16 protein-coding genes are annotated in these 17157 nt (G+C 70.4%); 14 read left to right on the top strand and 2 right to left on the bottom strand.

What is annotated here, in order from left to right:
- Positions 1-94: 94 nt before the first annotated feature.
- Positions 95-1273 (bottom strand): ABC transporter substrate-binding protein, encoded by a 1179-nt coding sequence (locus tag CCR97_RS20330; protein WP_111355167.1) that lies wholly within the window; start codon positions 1271-1273, stop codon positions 95-97.
- 207 nt (positions 1274-1480) lie between these two features.
- On the opposite strand from CCR97_RS20330, the gene CCR97_RS20325 reads away from it, so the two are divergent.
- Positions 1481-2014, top strand: coding sequence for a MarR family winged helix-turn-helix transcriptional regulator (locus CCR97_RS20325; protein WP_111355166.1), 534 nt, complete (start codon positions 1481-1483; stop codon positions 2012-2014).
- A gap of 49 nt (positions 2015-2063) precedes the next feature.
- On the opposite strand, the gene CCR97_RS20320 is transcribed toward CCR97_RS20325, so the two are convergent.
- On the bottom strand, positions 2064-2318 hold the full coding sequence (locus CCR97_RS20320) for a hypothetical protein (RefSeq protein ID WP_111355165.1): 255 nt from the start codon (positions 2316-2318) through the stop codon (positions 2064-2066).
- Between the two features lie 322 nt (positions 2319-2640).
- Here CCR97_RS20320 and CCR97_RS20315 point away from each other — a divergent pair, with 322 nt between their 5' ends.
- The 13 genes from CCR97_RS20315 (at position 2641) to leuD (ending at position 17135) form a co-directional block, all read left to right on the top strand.
- Positions 2641-3480, top strand: coding sequence for a GntR family transcriptional regulator (locus CCR97_RS20315; RefSeq protein WP_111355164.1), 840 nt, complete (start codon positions 2641-2643; stop codon positions 3478-3480).
- Positions 3477-4709 (top strand): ABC transporter substrate-binding protein, encoded by a 1233-nt coding sequence (locus CCR97_RS20310; protein WP_111355163.1) that lies wholly within the window; start codon positions 3477-3479, stop codon positions 4707-4709. Before CCR97_RS20315 ends, CCR97_RS20310 begins: the two co-directional genes overlap by 4 nt.
- A 92-nt stretch (positions 4710-4801) precedes the next feature.
- Complete coding sequence (locus tag CCR97_RS20305; protein WP_111355162.1) at positions 4802-5674, top strand: branched-chain amino acid ABC transporter permease; 873 nt, start codon at positions 4802-4804, stop codon at positions 5672-5674.
- The gene (locus tag CCR97_RS20300) at positions 5671-6660 is read left to right on the top strand and encodes a branched-chain amino acid ABC transporter permease (RefSeq protein WP_111355161.1); all 990 of its coding nucleotides are present in this window, start codon (positions 5671-5673) and stop codon (positions 6658-6660) included. The genes CCR97_RS20305 and CCR97_RS20300 overlap by 4 nt, the downstream gene beginning before the upstream one ends.
- Position 6661: 1 nt before the next feature.
- A complete protein-coding gene (locus tag CCR97_RS20295; protein ID WP_111355160.1) occupies positions 6662-7411 on the top strand; it encodes an ABC transporter ATP-binding protein in 750 nt (249 codons plus the stop codon).
- Entirely contained in the window at positions 7398-8099 is a 702-nt protein-coding gene (locus CCR97_RS20290; RefSeq protein ID WP_111355159.1) for an ABC transporter ATP-binding protein, read from the top strand. Before CCR97_RS20295 ends, CCR97_RS20290 begins: the two co-directional genes overlap by 14 nt.
- A 190-nt stretch (positions 8100-8289) precedes the next feature.
- Entirely contained in the window at positions 8290-9189 is a 900-nt protein-coding gene (locus CCR97_RS20285) for an isocitrate lyase/PEP mutase family protein (RefSeq protein ID WP_111355158.1), read from the top strand.
- Entirely contained in the window at positions 9186-10940 is a 1755-nt protein-coding gene (locus CCR97_RS20280) for a hydantoinase B/oxoprolinase family protein (protein WP_111355157.1), read from the top strand. The genes CCR97_RS20285 and CCR97_RS20280 overlap by 4 nt, the downstream gene beginning before the upstream one ends.
- Positions 10937-13042 (top strand): hydantoinase/oxoprolinase family protein, encoded by a 2106-nt coding sequence (locus CCR97_RS20275; RefSeq protein ID WP_111355156.1) that lies wholly within the window; start codon positions 10937-10939, stop codon positions 13040-13042. Before CCR97_RS20280 ends, CCR97_RS20275 begins: the two co-directional genes overlap by 4 nt.
- Positions 13039-13662 carry a cysteine hydrolase family protein gene (locus tag CCR97_RS20270; RefSeq protein WP_111355155.1) on the top strand — a complete coding sequence of 208 codons (624 nt, stop codon included), beginning with the start codon at positions 13039-13041 and terminating at the stop codon, positions 13660-13662. The genes CCR97_RS20275 and CCR97_RS20270 overlap by 4 nt, the downstream gene beginning before the upstream one ends.
- The gene (locus CCR97_RS20265; protein WP_111355154.1) at positions 13659-15092 is read left to right on the top strand and encodes an FAD-dependent oxidoreductase; all 1434 of its coding nucleotides are present in this window, start codon (positions 13659-13661) and stop codon (positions 15090-15092) included. The genes CCR97_RS20270 and CCR97_RS20265 overlap by 4 nt, the downstream gene beginning before the upstream one ends.
- A complete protein-coding gene (gene leuC, locus CCR97_RS20260; protein WP_111355153.1) occupies positions 15082-16521 on the top strand; it encodes a 3-isopropylmalate dehydratase large subunit in 1440 nt (479 codons plus the stop codon). The genes CCR97_RS20265 and leuC overlap by 11 nt, the downstream gene beginning before the upstream one ends.
- Entirely contained in the window at positions 16521-17135 is a 615-nt protein-coding gene (leuD, locus tag CCR97_RS20255; protein ID WP_111355152.1) for a 3-isopropylmalate dehydratase small subunit, read from the top strand. Before leuC ends, leuD begins: the two co-directional genes overlap by 1 nt.
- The last annotated feature ends 22 nt before the right edge of the window (positions 17136-17157 follow it).

Raw genomic sequence — 17157 nt, 5'->3', positions numbered from 1 at the left:
CTCCGCCACGTCCCCGCACCGGCCGGCGGCCGGTGCGTCACGTGTCGACACCAAGAGACTCGAGATCGCCGGAACGCCCGGCGCCGGCGTCAGGTCAGGGCAGCAGCGTCCACTTGCCGCCGTCGATCTTGATCAGCACGCGCGAGCGCTTGTCGAGACCGGCATGGTCGGTCGGCGAGAAGGTGAAGACGCCGTGATTGCCGACGACCTCCTTCGAGCCCTCGATGGCGTCGCGTAGCGCGGCGCGGAACTCCGGCGTGCCGGGCTTCGCGGTGCTGTTCATCCGGCCGAGCGCGTCGATCATCAGCAGCGCGCAATCGACCATGTGGGCGCCGAAGCCGGCGACGGGCGACTTGTTGTTCGCCTCGTAGCCCTTGATGTAGTCGAGCGCGACCTTCTTGATCGGATTGGAGTCCGGAAGCTGGTCGGCGATCACCACCGGGCCGGCCGGGAACACGGTGCCGTCGACGTCCTTGCCGCCGACCCGCACGAACTCCATCGTGGAGACGCCGTGCGTCTGGTAGATGGGTTTGCGGTACCCCTGCTCCTTCAGCGCCTTCTGCGGCATCACGGCGGGCGTGCCCGAGGCCGCGATCAGCACGGCGTCGGGATTGGCGGCGACGATCTTGAGCGCCTGCCCGGTGACGCTGGTGTCGGTGCGCTGGAACCGCTCGGTCGCGACCACCTGGATGCCCTTGCCCGGCATCACCTTGCCGACGGCGTCGAGCCAGCCCTGGCCGTAGCCGTCCGTGTAGCCGAGGAAGCCGATCGTCTTGACGCCGTTCTTCGCCATGTGCTCGGCGAGCGCCTCGGCCATGATGGTGTCGTCCTGCACGGCCTTGAACACCCAGCGGCGCTTGTCGTCCATCGGATCGACCAGCGAGCGGGTCGGCACCATGGCGCAGTAGGGGGTCTTGGTCTCGGCGGCGACGTCGACCAGCGCGAGCGTCGCCGGCGTCGCCGAGGAGCCGAGCAGATAGTCGATCTTCTGCTCGGCGATCAGCTTGCGGGCGTTGGCGACCGCCTTGGTCGGATCGGTGGCGTCGTCCAGCACCGTGTACTCGACCGTGTAGGGGCCGACCTTCTTGGGAAGCTGGGCGACGCTGTTCTTCTGCGGGATGCCGAGCGCCGCGGCGGGGCCGGTCTGCGACACCGTGATGCCGATGTTGACGGTGCCGCCGTCGGCGGTCGCACCGGCCTGCGCATGGGCGGCACCGACGAGCAGTGCCGACACGGCCGCGCCGGCGAGAAGCGCGCGAATCTCAAGGGGCATGGCCCTCTCCTCGATGTGACGTTTCCTCGGCGTGCGTCCGTTAGTTTGCGCGTGGCGGCCGGACGTCTTCGCCTGATGGTGATCTTATATAACTATTATGTTGCGTCAACCGCCGGCCCTGCGTAATTTCGCGGAAGCAGTCGGCCGGCGGCCGCCTGTGTCGAAATGCCTCGCCGGCCGGATCTCCAACTCTCAGGTCCCGAGACAATGGACTCTTCTCTGCGCGCGAGAACGACGAAACCGGTCGGGCGCGACGGCGCCGAGCCGCGACCCGCCGATTCCCCGGCGAAGACGTCCATCGATTTCGGTCCGCTCGACCAGCGGGTCGGCTACGTCCTGCGTCGCGCCCAGCTCGCCGTCTTCCAGGACTTCTTCTCGCGCTTCGAGGCGCTCGACATCCGCCCGGCCCAGTACTCGATCCTCACCGTGATCGAGCGCAACGCGGGTCTGAGCCAGACCCGCATCGCCGATGCGCTCGGCATCAAGAAGACCAATCTGGTGGCGATGATCGACGCGCTCGAGGCGCGCGGCCTCGTGCGCCGCGAAGCGACTGCGCGCGACCGCCGCGCCCATGCGCTCTCGCTCACGGCGGACGGCCGGTTGCTGATGCGAAAGCTGCACCGCATATCGGCCGATCACGAGCAGCGCATCGTCGAACGCCTCGGCGCCGACGTCTATGCCGGACTGTTCGCCCCGCTGCGCGAGATCGCCGCCATGATGGGCGACCGCGACGAGGGCTGACCCCCCTCCGCCCGATCGGACGACGTCCGACCGCGGCGACGCCCGGGCGTCACGCCGCCGCGGATTGTCGCGGGTCGTCGGTTTCCGCGACTCCGGCCAGCGCCCGCATGCGCGCCCGAACCGCGAGGCTGATTTGTAACGTCTCGGCGAGCTGGCCGAGCACCAGGCGCGCGCCGGTCGGGTCGAAGCCGCGGGCCTCGAGCCCGTCGACGAACATTTGCTGCAGCGCGATGTGGCGCCGGTCGCAGGCGACCCGGCGCTCGGCTTGCGAAAGCCTCAGTTGGACGGGGGTGAGCTGTGCCATCCGGGTAATGTTAGCCCGGATGATCCCAACCCGTGAAGAGGTTGCGGATCTGCCGGCGTCACGGCTGCGTCATCGTATCGCGGTGACTCCGACCGATCCCATCGATGAGACAGGTTCGTGGAAGATCCGTGCATTCCATGGCTGCTCGATTGAGCAGTGCAGTGCGGAATGGCGCACAATGCGGCCGGATCGAGCGGCGACTGCCCACCATATCGGCAGACAGCGCGTTGACAGAAGCTGTCTGGTTTTTGATACAATTCACTCCGGCCCGCCCAGACCCGGCGCGCCGTGTCATCTCGCCCGAACGAACCGGGAGCCCCGTTTGACGGCCGCCGTCGAGCTTCTCAAGACACGCCGGCTCTATCTGCTGCTGCGCGACCGCATCGTCACCGGTGCGGTGGCGCCGGGCGGGCGGCTGCCGAGCGAGCCGGCGCTGGCGCAGGAGCACGGCGTCTCGCGTGTCACCGTGCGGCGCGCCCTCGATCTGCTCGCCGACGAAGGGCTGGTGCGGCGGCGCGTCGGCTCCGGCACCTTCGTCGAGGACGTGCCGGCGTCGCGGCCGATCGTCGCCGACTTCTCGAACGTGCTCTCCAACCTGATCGAGATGGGCCGCACCACCGCGGTGAAGCTCCTGTCCTTCGCCTATGTGGTGCCGCCGGCCTCGATCGCCGAGCCGCTCGGCCTCGCCCGCGGCGAGCGCGTGCAGCGCTCGGTGCGGGTGCGGCTGATCGACGGGCAGCCGTTCTCCTATCTGACGACGCATGTGCCGGAGCGCATCGGCCTCACCTATTCGGAGCGCGACCTCGCGACCATTCCGCTGCTCGAGCTGATGGAGCGCTCCGGCGTCGTCGCCGAGCGCGCGACGCAGTCGATCAGCGCCAGTCTGGTCGGTCCCGAGACGGCGGAGGCGCTCGACCTCGCGCCCGGCGACCCCGTGATTTCGCTCACCCGCGTCGTCTACGAGCCGTCCGGCCGTGGCGTCGAGCACCTGCACGCGCTCTACCGGCCCGACCGTTACGCCTTTCAGATGGACCTCGTCCGCACCGGAGCCGACGGCACCCGTCGGTGGACCCCGACCGTGGTGTGCACGAGCGGCCCGTCTTCCGAGTCCAGCGCCCCCCGTCCGAAGCGGACCGCCAGCAAGAAAGGGACCCGTCCATGACATCGTCCGATCGCCGGCTCGCCGCCGCGCTCTCGCGCCGCGCAGTGCTGAAGGCCGGTGCCGCCGGCGCGGCCCTGGTCGCGGCCCCGACCGTGCTGCGGGCGCAGGCGCCGGCCGTGAAGCTCGGCATCATCCAGCCGGTGACGGGCGCGCTCGCCGAGGCGGGCGACCTCGGCCGGCTCGGTGCCGAGCTCGCCATCGCCGACATCAACGCGGCCGGCGGCCTGAAGGCGCTGGGCGGCGCCAAGATCGAGATGGTGTTCGCCGACAACCGCTCGAACCCCGAGGCCGCGGCCCAGGAGGTCGAGCGCCTGCAGGGCGAGAAGGTGGCGGCGATCGTCGGCGGCTTCGGCAGTGGCCTGTGCATGACCGCGACACAGGCGGCAGCCCGCTACGACCTTCCTTATCTGGTCGACGTCGGTGTCGCCGACGCGATCACCAAGCGCGGCCTCAAGAACACGTTCCGCATGGCGCCGAGCTTCAGCATGGCGACCGAGGTCGCGCTGAAGAATCTCGTCACCTTGAACGACGCCGCCGGCAAGCCGGTGAAGACCGTGGTGATCGTCCACGAGGACGGGCTGTTCGGCTCCGGCCTCGCCAAGCTGCTCGGCTCCGAGCTGCCCAAGCTCGGCTTCGAGGTGCTGGAGACGATCTCGCACCCGACGCCGGCGCGCGACATGTCGAACATCGCGCTGCGCATCCGCTCGCTCAAGCCCGACCTCGTGATCCCGTCGAACTACTACGGCGAGTTCGTGCTGCTCGCTCGCACCATGCAGCAGCAGCGCATTCGGCCGAAGGCGATCTATGCGATCTTCGGCGGCGGCGCCTCCAGCCTGCGCTTCGTCAAGGAGTTCCCGCAGGCCGCCGACGGCGTGATCGACTGCAACCACTGGCACGACCCGAAGAACCCGAAGTCGGCCGACATCCGGGCCCGCACCGAGGCGGCCGGAAAGTCCTATGTCTACAACGTGCCGCTCAACTACTCGGCCGTGATGCTGATGGCCGAGGCGATCGAGGTGGCCGGTGGCGTCGCCTCCGACAAGCTGATCGCGGCGCTGTCGAGCCGCGACTTCGGCAGCGGGGTGATGCCGTACGGACGCTCGAAGTTCGTCGAGGGCCAGAACGTCAGCGCGCTGCCGCTCAACACCCAGATCCAGGACAACGACGTGAAGGTGATCTATCCGGACGCCTTCGCCCAGGTGAAGCCGGTCTTCCCGCTGAAGGCCTGATCCTGCGCGGCGGCCGCCCTGCCGCCGCTCACGTCCCGACGACGGCGGAGCTCCGCTCCGCCGCCCCACCCCCGCGCGCCGCCGGACCGTCCATGTACTCACCCCAGATCGTGCTCGAGGCCGTGCTGAACGGTCTGCTGACCGGCGGTGTCTATGCCCTCGTCGCGCTCGGCCTCACGCTGGTCTACGGCGTGCTGCACATCATCAACTTCGCGCACGGCGCGCTGCTCACCTGCGCCATGTTCATGGTGTGGGCGGCGTGGGCGTGGCTCGGCATCGACCCCTACGCGGCCGTGCTGATCGTCGGCCCGCTGATGTTCGGCCTCGGCTACGGCATGCAGCGGCTCGTCATCGGCCCGGCGAGCCGGCACGACGACGGCAACATTCTTCTGGTGACGCTCGGGCTCGCCATCGTTCTGGAGAACGCGCTGCTCGCCGGCTTCAAGTCCGACACCCGCACGGTGGCGAGCGACTACGCGCTCGAGGTCGTTTCGATCGGCCCGCTCCTGCTGTCGCAACCGCGGCTCGTCGGCTTCGTCGTGACATTGGTGATGACGGCGCTGCTGTGGCTCGTGCTCAACCGCACCGACATCGGCAAGGCGATCCGCGCCGTGGCGCGGGAGAAGACCGGGGCGCGGCTTGTCGGCATCGACGTCGATCACGTCTACGCCGTGACGTTCGGCATCGGCTGTGTCTGCCTCGCGGTCGCGGCGAGCCTCTTGATGCCCACCTTCTACGTCAATCCGCGCATCGGCGGTGCCTTCGTGCTGGTCGCCTTCACGATCGTCGTGCTGGGCGGCATGGGCTCGGTGGTCGGCGCGCTGATCGGCGGCCTGCTGATCGGCGCGGTCGAGAGCCTGTCGAGCCTCTATCTCGGCGACAGCCTCGGTCAGCTCGGCATCTTCCTCATTTTCATCGTGGTCCTGCTCGTGCGACCCACCGGCCTGTTTGGAGCGCGCGCATGACCGCGACCGATCTCCTGCGCCCGCTCCTCGTCGTCGCGGTGTTCGCCGTGGTGCCGTGGCTCGGTGTCTCCAACGCGACGCTGAACTTCCTCGTCTACATGCTGATCGTGGCGCTCGCCGCGCAGGGCTGGAACATCCTCGGTGGCTTCGGCGGCCAGTACTCGTTCGGCCACGCGGCCTTCTTCGGCACCGGCGCCTACGCGACCGCGATCCTGCAGGTGCAGCTCGGCGTCAACGCCTGGGTCGGACTCCTCTGCGGCGTCGCCGCCGGTGTCGCGGTCGGGCTGTTCATCGGGTTCCTGTCGTTCCGGTCCGGGCTGCGCGGCTCCTACTTCGCCCTGGTGACGCTCGCCTTCGCCGAGGTGTTCCGGGTCGTCGCCAATGCGGTCGGCTTCACCGGCGGCGCTGCCGGTCTTCTGATCAGGCTCGACCCCGGCGTCGCGACCCTGCAGTTCGCCGATCGCCGCATCACCTGCATGCTGGTGCTCGGCTTCGTCGGAATCGGCCTGGTGATCTCGACCTGGCTGACGCGCTCGCGGTTCGGCGCCCATCTGATCGCGGTGCGCGAGAACGAGCAGGCCGCCGAGGCGCTCGGCGTTGATCCGATGCGGGTGAAGCTCGGCGCCATCGCGCTGTCGGCGGCGCTCACGGCGCTCGCCGGCTGCCTCTACGCGCAGTATTTCCTGTTCGTCGACGCCACCGTCGCCTACGGCCCGTGGATCTCGGTCGAGGCGCTGCTGGCGCCGCTGGTCGGCGGCGCCGGCACGGTCTTCGGACCGCTGATCGGCGCGCTGGCGCTGCACGGGCTCGGCGAGGCGACCAAGGGCATCGCCGGCAGCGTGCCGGGGATCGACCTCGTCGTCTTCGGCGTGGTGCTGATTCTGGTCATCGCCTTCCTGCCCGGTGGGCTCATGGGCGGCCTGTCGCGGCTCGCGGGTCGCCTGCGCACCACCGGGCGCGGACGCAAGCCTGCGGTGGAGGCCTGACATGCTGGTCGCCGAAGGCCTCACGAAGAAATTCTCCGGCCTCGTCGCCGTCGACGATGTCTCGCTCCATGTCGCGGAGGGCTCGCTGACCGGCCTGATCGGGCCGAACGGCGCCGGCAAGACCACGGTCTTCGCCATGCTGGCCGGCTTCCTGCATCCGACCGGCGGGCGCGTGCTGCTCGACGGCGTCGACCTGACCGACGAGGCGCCCTACAGACGCGCGCGGCGCGGCATCGCCCGCACGTTCCAGATCACTCAGCCGTTCGCCGGCCTCTCGGTGCACGAGAACATCGCGGTCGGCGCCTATCTGCGCCACGCGCGTCGCGCCGACGCGATGGACCGCGCGGCCGCTGTCGCCGAGCGGGTCGGGCTCTCTCACGAGCTCGACAAGCCGGCCGCGGCCCTGACCGTCGCCGGTCGGAAACGGCTGGAAGTCGCGCGTGCGCTCGCGACCGAGCCGCGCCTTTTGCTGCTCGACGAGGTCTTGGCCGGCCTCAACCCGTCCGAGGTGCGCGACATGATCCCGGTGCTGCGCGCGATCCGCGACGACGGCGTCACCATCTTCATGATCGAGCACATCATGCAGGCCGTGATGAACCTCTGCGAGACCGTGTACGTGATCGCGCAAGGCCGTCACGTCGCCCACGGCACGCCGCAGCACGTCTGCGCCGATCCGCAGGTGATCGAGGCCTATCTGGGCCACGGCGCCGCCGCCCGCATCGCCGCCGGAGGCGCCCATGCTCGAGGTTGAGGGGCTGGAGGCCGGCTACGGCGGCACCACGGTGCTGCGCGGCATCGACCTGCGGGTCGACGCCGGCGAGATCGTCGCGGTGCTCGGCGCCAACGGGGTCGGCAAGACGACCCTCAACAACGTCCTGTCCGGCGTGCTGCCGGCCCGCGGCGGCACGATACGATTCGACGGCACCCGCATCGATCGCCTCCCCGACAAGACGATCGTCGCGGCGGGCCTGATCCACGTCCCGGAGGGTCGAAAGATCTTCCCCACGATGAGCGTGCGGGAGAATCTCGAGCTCGGCTGCTACCGCCGCGGGCGGGCGAACCGCGACGCCAATCTCAAGCGGGTGTTCACAACGTTTCCGCGCCTGCGCGAGCGCACCTCGCAGCTCGCCGGAACGCTGTCGGGCGGCGAGCAGCAGATGCTCGCGATCGGCCGGGGGCTGATGGGCGAGCCGCGACTGCTGATTCTCGACGAGCCGTCGCTCGGCCTCTCGCCCCTGCTGGTCGAGGAGATGTTCGCGCTGATCCGCCGCCTCAACCAGGAGGGCCTCGCCATCATGCTGGTCGAGCAGAACGTCGTGCAGTCGCTGGAGATCGCGGCGCGCGCCTACGTAATCGAGAACGGCGTCGTGGCGCTGTCCGGCACGGCCCGGGACGTCGCCGCCGACCCGGATCTGCGGCGCGTGTATCTGGGATTGTGAGGAGCCGGGCCGTGTGGATGAGGATGCAACCGCGATCCGCAGCCTGCTCTCTCCCCCCTTGTGGGGGAGAGGTGGAGAGGGGGGTGAGCCTCGCATTCAGCGTTCGTGGCTCACCTCCCTCCCTGTCCCTCCTCCACAAGAGGGGAGGGAACGCAGGAGCCGCTGGGGCCGAAAAGACAGGAAAGAAGCCATGACCCTGAAGCATCGGCTCGACAGCGGCGGGACGATCGTCGCGCCCGGCATCTACGACGCGCTCACGGCCTCCCTCGCAGCAGCGGCGGGTTTCGAGGCGCTCTATCTCTCCGGCGCCGCCATCGCCTATACGCGGCTCGGATGCCCCGACATCGGGCTCGTGACGATGTCCGAGGTCGCCGAGGTGATCACCTTGGTGCGCGACCGGGTGCCGACGGCGCTGATCGTCGATGCCGACAACGGCTATGGCAACGCGCTCAACGTGCAGCGCACCGTGCGGCTGTTCGAGCGCGCCGGCGCGACCGCGATCCAACTCGAGGACCAGTCGTTCCCCAAGCGCTGCGGCCATCTGCGCGACAAGACGCTGATCCCGGCCGCCGAGATGGCCGGCAAGGTGAAGGCCGCCGTCGATGCCCGCGCGAGCGACGAGACCCTGATCGTCGCCCGCACCGACGCCGTCGCCGTGGAGGGTTTCGAGCGTGCCGTGGAGCGGGCGCGCCTCTATGCCGAGGCGGGCGCCGACGTGCTGTTCGTCGAGGCGCCGCGCTCGCGTGATCAGCTCGACCGCCTCGTCGCGGCGCTGGCCGGCACGCGGCCGCTGCTCGTCAACATGGTCGAGGGCGGCGACACGCCGCTGATGCCGGCCGCCGAGCTGGGCGCGCTCGGCTTCCGCATCGTCATCTTTCCGGGCGGCATCGTGCGGGCGCTCGCCCGCACCGCCCAGGCCTATTACGCCTCGCTCGCCGCCACGGGCAGCAATGCCGCGTTCGCCGACCGCATGTTCGACTTTTCCGCGCTCAACACGCTGATCGGCACGCCCGAGATGTTGGCGCTCGGCGCCGGCTACGATCACTTCGGCCGTGATCATTCGGCCACCGACGAGGAGACTGCCGCGTGACCGCCATCGATCCCGTCACGCTCGCCGTGCTGGGCGGCCGGCTGGAGCAGATCGCCGACGAGATGGACGCGACACTCTACCGCTCGGCCTTCAACCCGATCATCGCCGAGGCGCGCGACGCCTGCCACGGCCTCTACCACGCCGAGACCGGCGACACGCTGGTGCAGGGCACCAAGGGCCTGCCGATCTTCGTCGGCGCCATGGCGTTCGCCGTGAGGTCGGTGATCGACTTGGTGAAGACGCGCGGCGGTCTTTCGCCCGGCGACACCTTCCTGTTCAACGATCCGTACGACGGCGGCACGCATCTCAACGACTTCAGGCTGGTGCGCCCTGTGTTCCGGAACGGAACGCTGTTCTGCTGGCTCGCCTCGGTCGGCCACTGGCTCGACATCGGCGGCAACGTGCCGGGTGGCTACAACCCGAAGGCGACCGAGAGCTTCCAGGAGGGCGTGCGCTTTCCGCCCGTGAAGTTGATCGCAGCCGGTACGATGAATCAGGACATTCTTGACATCCTGGCCGCCAACACGCGGGTGCCGCTATCCAACTGGGGCGACCTCAACGGTCAGCTCAACGCTCTCGATCTCGGCGAGCGGCGTTTTCATGCGCTGCTCGACGAGTATGGCGACGCGACTGTCTCGGCCGCCTTCGACGCCTTCTCGGACCGCGCCGAGGCGCTGATGCGCGCCGCGCTCCGCTCGCTGCCGGATGGCACCTACAGCTTCGAGGACTTTCTCGACAACGACGGGATCACCGACGAGAAGCTCACCATTGGATTGGATCTGACGATCCGCGACGGCGGCATGGTGCTCGACTTCTCGCGCTCCTCGGCCCCGCCGCAGGGGCCGATCAACATCTCGCGCGCCACCGCGGTCGCGGCCTGTTACGTCGCGTTGAAGCACGTGTTCGTCGAGGTGCCGGCCAATGCCGGCTGCCTGCGGCCCATCGACTTCGTGATTCCGGACACGACGCTGCTCGGCGCCAAGGCGCCGAAGCCGGTCGCTGGCTATACCGAGACGATCCTCCGCCTGATCGGCGTGGTGTTCGGCGCGCTCGCCAAGGCCGACCCGGCGCGCGCCACGGCCGGCCCGTTCGGCACCATCAACGCGCTCTCCATCGCGGGGCACCGCGCCGACGGCAGCCGCTGGGTGATGTTCTCGTTCTTCGGCGGCGGGCTCGGCGGCAATCCGCAGAGCGACGGCCTCAACCACGCCAACAATCCGATCTCCACGGCGACGATTCCGCCGCTGGAGATTCTGGAGGCCGCTTATCCGATCAAGTTCACGCAGTGGGCCTTGCGGCCCGACAGTGCCGGCGCGGGCGAGCATCGCGGTGGCGTCGGCGCCGTCTACGAGATCGAGGTCCTGTCCGATGCGGAGGTGTCGCTGCTCGGCGAGCGCGGCAAGGTCGCGCCGTTCGGGGTCGCCGGCGGTGATCCGGCGGCGTTGAATTTGTTCCACTGGCAGACCGACGACGGCGAACGGTCTCCGCCGATGGTGTCCAAGGTCACCGACGTGAGAATCAAGGCGGGCCGGCGGGTGCGCCTGGAGACGCCCGGCGGCGGCGGATGGGGCGATCCGGTCGCCCGCGATCCGGAGCGGGTCGCGCGCGACGTGCGCTTCGGGCTGGTCAGCCCGGACGCGGCCTTGAGCCGCTACGGCGTGCATGTCGATGCGGCCGGGCGGCCGGTCGCCGATGGCGCGACGGTCGGTGAGACGCGTGTCGGCGAGAAGCGTGAAGGAGAAGCAGCGTGAGCACGGCACCGGGCCGCACCGTCGGCGTCGACGTGGGCGGCACCTTCACGGATCTGTTCTTCTACGACGAGGCGGAGCGCCGCTTCCGCACGGCGAAAGTGCCGTCGAATCGCGGTGACGAAGCCGTCGGCTTCATGGGCGGCCTCACGACGTTCGGGCCGGTGTCGGAGCTTTCGTCGATCGTCCACGGCACCACGGTCGGCACCAACGCGCTGCTCGAGCGCAAGGGCGCCCGCATCGGCCTGATCACGTCGCGCGGCTTCCGCGACGTGCTGGAGATGCGCCGGCGCGACCGCCGCCACACCTGGGGCTTGTGGGGCGACTTCGAGCCGGTGGTCGATCGTGATCTGAGGATAGAGGTCGCCGAGCGCACCCATGCCGACGGCAGCGTGGTGACGGCGATCGATCCGGACGAGGTCGCGGCGGCGGCGCGGACGCTCGCCGCCAAGGGCGCGCAGGCGCTCGCCATCGTGTTCATCAACGCCTACGCCAATCCGGCGAACGAGCAGGCGGCGCTCGCCGCCGCGACCGCCGCGTGGCCGAACGCCAACATCGCCTGCTCGAGCCAGATCCTGCCCGAGATCCGCGAGTTCGAGCGCACCTCGACGACCGCCCTCAATGCCTATCTGCAGCCGGTCGTCGGCAGCTATCTGGAGAAGCTCGACGGCGCCCTGCAGGCGGGCGGCTTCGCCGGGCGCTTCCACATCGTGCAGTCGAACGGCGGCATCATGTCGACCGCGACGGCGCGCCGCCTGCCGGTGCGCACCGCGCTGTCGGGCCCGGCGGCCGGCGTCATCGCCGCCGCCGCGATCGCGCGCGAGGCCGGCTTCCCGGACGTGATCACGGGTGATCTCGGCGGCACCTCGTTCGACGTGTCGCTGGTGGTCGGCGGCGAGACCGCGCTCGCCCCGCAGACGACGATCGACTTCGGTCTCGTCGTGCGCACGCCGATGATCGAGATCACCACGATCGGCGCCGGCGGCGGCTCGATCGCCCATGTCGACGCGGGTGGTCTCCTGCAGGTCGGCCCACACAGCGCCGGCTCGCGGCCGGGCCCGGTCTGCTACGGCCAGGGCGGCGATCGGCCGACGCTCACCGACGCTAACGTCGTGCTCGGCCGCATCAACGCGGCGCGTCCGATCGGCGGCAAGCTCGCCTCGCTGGACGTCGAGGCGGCGAGGGCCGCGATCCTGCGCGACGTCGGCGCGCCGCTCGGGCTCGACGCGCATGCAGCCGCCGAGGCGATCGTGCGGGTCGCCAACGGCAAGATGGCGGGCGCCATCCGGCTGGTGTCGATCGAGCGCGGCCACGATCCGGGCAGGTTCGTCGCGGTGCCGTTCGGCGGCGGCGGCGCCCTGCATGTCGGCGCGATGATCAAGGATGTCGGGCTCAAGGGCGCGCTGGTGCCGCGCTATCCCGGCGTCACCTCGGCGCTCGGCTGCGTCATCGCCGACATCCGCCACGACCAGGTGCAGACCGTGAACCTCACGCTCGCTGGTCTCGACGCCGCGGCGCTCGACCGCCGCATGGTGAGCGAAGCCGCGGCGGCACGCGCCGTGGTCGAGGACGCCGGCCTCGCGATGGAGCGCATCGATCTCGTCTTCGAGCTCGACATGCATTATGTCGGCCAGACCCACACGATCGCCGTGCCGCTGCCCGTGACCATCACGGCCGGCGGCGCCGGCGACACCACCGGGGTTTCGGCCGAGCTGATCAGGAGTGCGTTCGACCGTGCCTATCAGGCGTCGTTCAGCCGCCTGCTGCCCAGCGTGCCGGTGAAGATCGTCAATCTGCGCACCGCGGCGATCGGCCGGCGGCCGCGCTTCGACCTCGCCGCGCTGGCGCCCGGACCCGAGGCTTCGATGGAGCGCGCCCGCCAGGGCAGCCGGCCGGTGTGGTTCGACGGCGGCTGGCACGACACCGCGATCTATGCGCGGCTCGACCTGCCGGTCGGCGCCGTGGTTCCGGGACCGGCCGTGCTGGAGCAACCGGACGCCACCACCGTGATCGATCCCGATCTCGTCACCCGCGTCGATGCGCTCGGCAACGTGATCGTCGAGCGCAAGGAGGCGCCGCAGGCGAGCCAGGAGGCTGTGTCGTGAGCATCGCCGCCGTTCCGACCGACAAGACCGCGCTGCTGATCGTCGATCTGCAGAACGACTTCCTGCACCCCGACGGCGCCTATGGCCGCGCCGGCCAGAGCGTGCCGGAGATCGCTGCATTGCCGGCGCGAATCAAGCCGCTCGCCGCCGCACTGCGCGCCGCAGGTGGGCTGGTCGTCTCGACCCAGTTCACGCTGGTGCCGGGCCGCGGCGGCGAGCCGATGATCTCGCCGCATCTCAAGCAACTCCGCCCGTTCCTGAAGAAGGGCGACTTCCTACCCGGCGCCTGGGGCCACCAGCTCGTCGACGCGCTGCAGCCGGCCGACGTCTCGGTGGAGAAGATCGCCTACTCGGCCTTCTACATGACGCGGCTCGAATGGGTGCTGCGCAAGACCGGCATCGAGCGGCTGATCGCTTGCGGCATCGTCACCAATGGCGGTGTCGCGTCGACGGTGCGCGACGCGCATGTGCGCGAGTTCGAGATCACGGTGCTGACGGACGGCTGCGCCGCATTCACGCCGGCCGTGCATGCGACCGCGATCGAGGCGCTTCGCCCGGTCGCGCGCATCACGACCGTCGCCGAGGTCCTGGCCGAGATTCGCGCCGAGGCTGGTGCATGACCGTGGTCCCGGCAGCGGGCCGACACTTCGAGGTGTCGATGCCCGTGGTGGTGATCGGCGCTGGCGCCGCCGGGCTCGTCGCGGCGCTCGCGGCGCGCGCCGCCGATGTCGACGTGCTGGTGCTGGAGCGCGATCCCGTGCCGCGCGGCTCGACGGCCATGTCGGCTGGCCTGATCCCGGCGCCGGCGACGCGCTGGCAGGCCGCGGCCGGCATCGTCGACACGGCCGAGCTGTTCGCCGCCGACATCCTCGCCAAGGCGCATCGCGAGCCGGACGCGTGCGTGGTGACGCATCTCGCCGAGACGATCGGCCCGACGCTCGAATGGCTCGCCGACGCGCATGGCCTGCCGTTCGACGTGATCACGGAGTTTCTGTATCCAGGCCACTCGACGTACCGGATGCACGGACTTCCGACTCGATCCGGCGTCGAGCTGATCGAGCGGCTGAGCGCGGCCGCCGAGGAGACCGGCGTGATGATCATGACGGACGCGCGGGTCGACACGCTCTACGCCGATCCGGACGGGCGCGTGCGCGGGATCGGCGTCGTGCGGCCGGACGACAGCCGCGACGAGGTCGGTTGCGGCGCGCTGGTGCTGGCCTGCAGCGGCTACGGCGGCAACCCGGCGCTGGTGGCGCGCCACATTCCCGAGCTCGCCGACGCGCTGTTCTTTGGCCACGAAGGCAACCAGGGCGATGCGCTCGTCTGGGGCGAGGCGCTCGGCGCCGCGACCCGGCATCTCTCCGGCCATCAGGGGCACGGCGCCATTGCGCATCCGCACGGCATCCAGATCACCTGGGCGACGATCACCCAGGGCGGCGTGCAGGTGAACCGCGACGGCCGCCGCTTCGCCGACGAGACGCTCGGATACTCCGAGCAGGCCGCCGCCGTGGTGGCGCAGCCGGACGGCATCGCCTTCACGATCTTCGACGAGCGCATCGCCGCGGTGGCGCGCGGCTTCGAGGACTTTCGCCAGGCCGAGGCGGCCGGGGCCGTGGTGACGGCGGCGTCGATCCCGGAGCTCGCCGAGCGGCTCGGCCTGCCGGTCGCGACGCTGACGGCGACGCTGTGCGCCGTCGAGGCGGCGCAATGCGCGAAGGCGACCGACGCGTTCGGCCGCGACTTCTCGCGGACCCCGCCGTTGGTGCCACCGTACCGGGCCGTGAAGGTGACGGGCGCACTCCTGCATACGCAGGGTGGGCTCGTCGTCGGCACCGATGCAAGGGTGCTCCGCGACGACGGCACGGCTTTGCCGAATCTCTTCGCCGTCGGCGGCGCCGCTTGCGGTGTTTCGGGATCGCAGGCGAGTGGCTATCTCTCGGGCAATGGCCTGTTGTCGGCGGTCGGCCTCGGCCGCACCGCCGGGCTGGTCGCGGCCTGCGCCGTCAAGGCGAAGCCCGTGCCTCGGGGAGACGATGCCCATGCCGGCTGACGCCATCACCAGCGCGATCGCGCGCGGCGCGCCGAAAACCCTGCTCGACAAGCTGTGGGACGCCCACGCGGTCGTCACCCGCGCGGACGGCCAGACGCTGCTGTTCGTCGACCGCCATGTCCTGCACGAGGGCTCGCACCACGCCTTCGCCCAGCTCGCCGCCCGCGACGCGACGGTGGCGCGGCCCGATCTCACCTTCGGGGTGGCGGATCACTACGTGCCGACGCGCGGACGCCCGCGGATCGCCGACGAGAGCGTCAAGGTGATGGTCGATCGCCTGGTCGCCAACACGGCGCGTCACGGTATAAAGCTGTTCGGCCTCGGCGATCCGCGCCAGGGCATCGTTCACGTGGTCGGGCCGGAGCAGGGGCTCACGCTGCCCGGCCTCGTGATGGTCTGCGGCGACAGCCACACCTCGACGCACGGCGCCTTCGGCACGCTCGCCTTCGGCATCGGCGCGTCGGAGGTGGCGCATGTGCTGATCACCCAGACGCTCTGGCAGCGCAAGCCGAAGCGCATGCGCATCGTGATCGACGGGGCGCTCACGCCGGGCGTCGGCGCCAAGGACATGGCGCTCACCTGGATCGCCAAGCTCGGCGCCGACGGCGCGCAGGGCCACGCGATCGAGTATGCTGGGTCCGCCGTCACGGGGCTCTCGATGGAGGGGCGGCTGACGCTGTGCAACCTCTCGATCGAGGGCGGCGGCCGCTGCGGCATGGTGGCCCCGGATGCGACCACGATCGAGTTTCTACGCGGACGGCCGTTCGCGCCGGAGGGCGAGGCGTTCGAGCGCGCCGCCGCCGACTGGCTAGCGCTCGCCAGCGACCCCGACGCGGTGTTCGAGAAGGAGTTCACGTTCCGGGGCGACGAGATCGTGCCGACCGTCACCTGGGGCACCAGCCCGCAGGACGCGCTACCGATCGACGCGACGGTCCCGGACCCGGACCGCATTCCCGATCCGGCGCGCGCCGCCCATGTCCGCGATGCGCTCGCCTACATGGCGCTGGTGCCGGGCCGGCCGCTGGCCGAGGTCGCGATCGACCGGGTGTTCATCGGCTCCTGCACCAATTCGCGGATCGAGGATCTGCGCGCCGCGGCGGCCGTGCTGGCCGGCCGCACCGCGCGGGTGCCGGGGCTCGTCTCGCCGGGCTCGTCGCTGGTGAAGCAGCAGGCCGAGCAGGAGGGCCTCGACCGCATTTTTGTCGCCGCCGGTCTCGAATGGGCCGATTCGGGCTGCTCGATGTGCGTCGGCATGAACGGCGATCTGGTGCCCTCGGGCGAGCGCTGCGCCTCGACCACCAACCGCAACTTCAAGAACCGCCAGGGACTCGGCGCCCGCACCCACCTGATGTCGCCCGCCATGGCGGCGGCCGCGGCCGTCACCGGGCATCTCGCCGATGTCCGTCCGCTGCTCGCCGGGAGACTGTGATGCAGCCGTTCAAAGGCCTCGACGAGGCGATCGCCTGCCCGCTGCCGCTGGCCAATGTCGACACCGACCAGCTCATCCCGGCGCGCTTCATGAAGCAGCCGCGCGCCGCCGGCTACGGCGGCTTCCTGCTGCACGACCTGCGCTTCGCGACCGACGGATCGGCACGCGGCCTCACGCTCGACGATCCCGCTTTCGCGGGCGCGCGCGTGCTGGTCGCGCGGCGCAACTTCGGCAGCGGGTCTTCGCGCGAGGCGGCCGTCTATGCGCTGGTCGACTTCGGCTTCCGCTGCGTCGTCGCGCCGAGCTTCGGCGACATCTTCGCCTCCAACGCGGTCAACAACGGGCTGCTGCCGGCGCGCGTCGACGACGACGCGGCGGAGCGCCTGCTCGATCACGCCGCGGCCGGCCGGCGCGTCTCGGTCGATCTAGAGACGCGAACCATCCGGGCCGGCGGCGAGACGATCCCATTCGCCGTCGACGAGGTGTGGCGGACCAAGCTGTTGAACGGCTGGGACGACATCGACCTGACGCTGAGCCACGCCGCGGCGATCCGCGCTTTCGCGGCGGAACGGGCGGCCGTGCATCCGTGGAGCCTGCCGCGCGATCAGGGATGACGCGCGGCCGGACCGTCAGGCG

This window comes from Rhodoplanes elegans (genome assembly GCF_016653355.1).
GTDB classification, from domain to species: domain Bacteria; phylum Pseudomonadota; class Alphaproteobacteria; order Rhizobiales; family Xanthobacteraceae; genus Rhodoplanes; species Rhodoplanes elegans.
The sequence above is the reverse complement of the archived record's forward strand: the minus strand, read 5'-3'. Positions and strand labels throughout refer to the sequence as shown.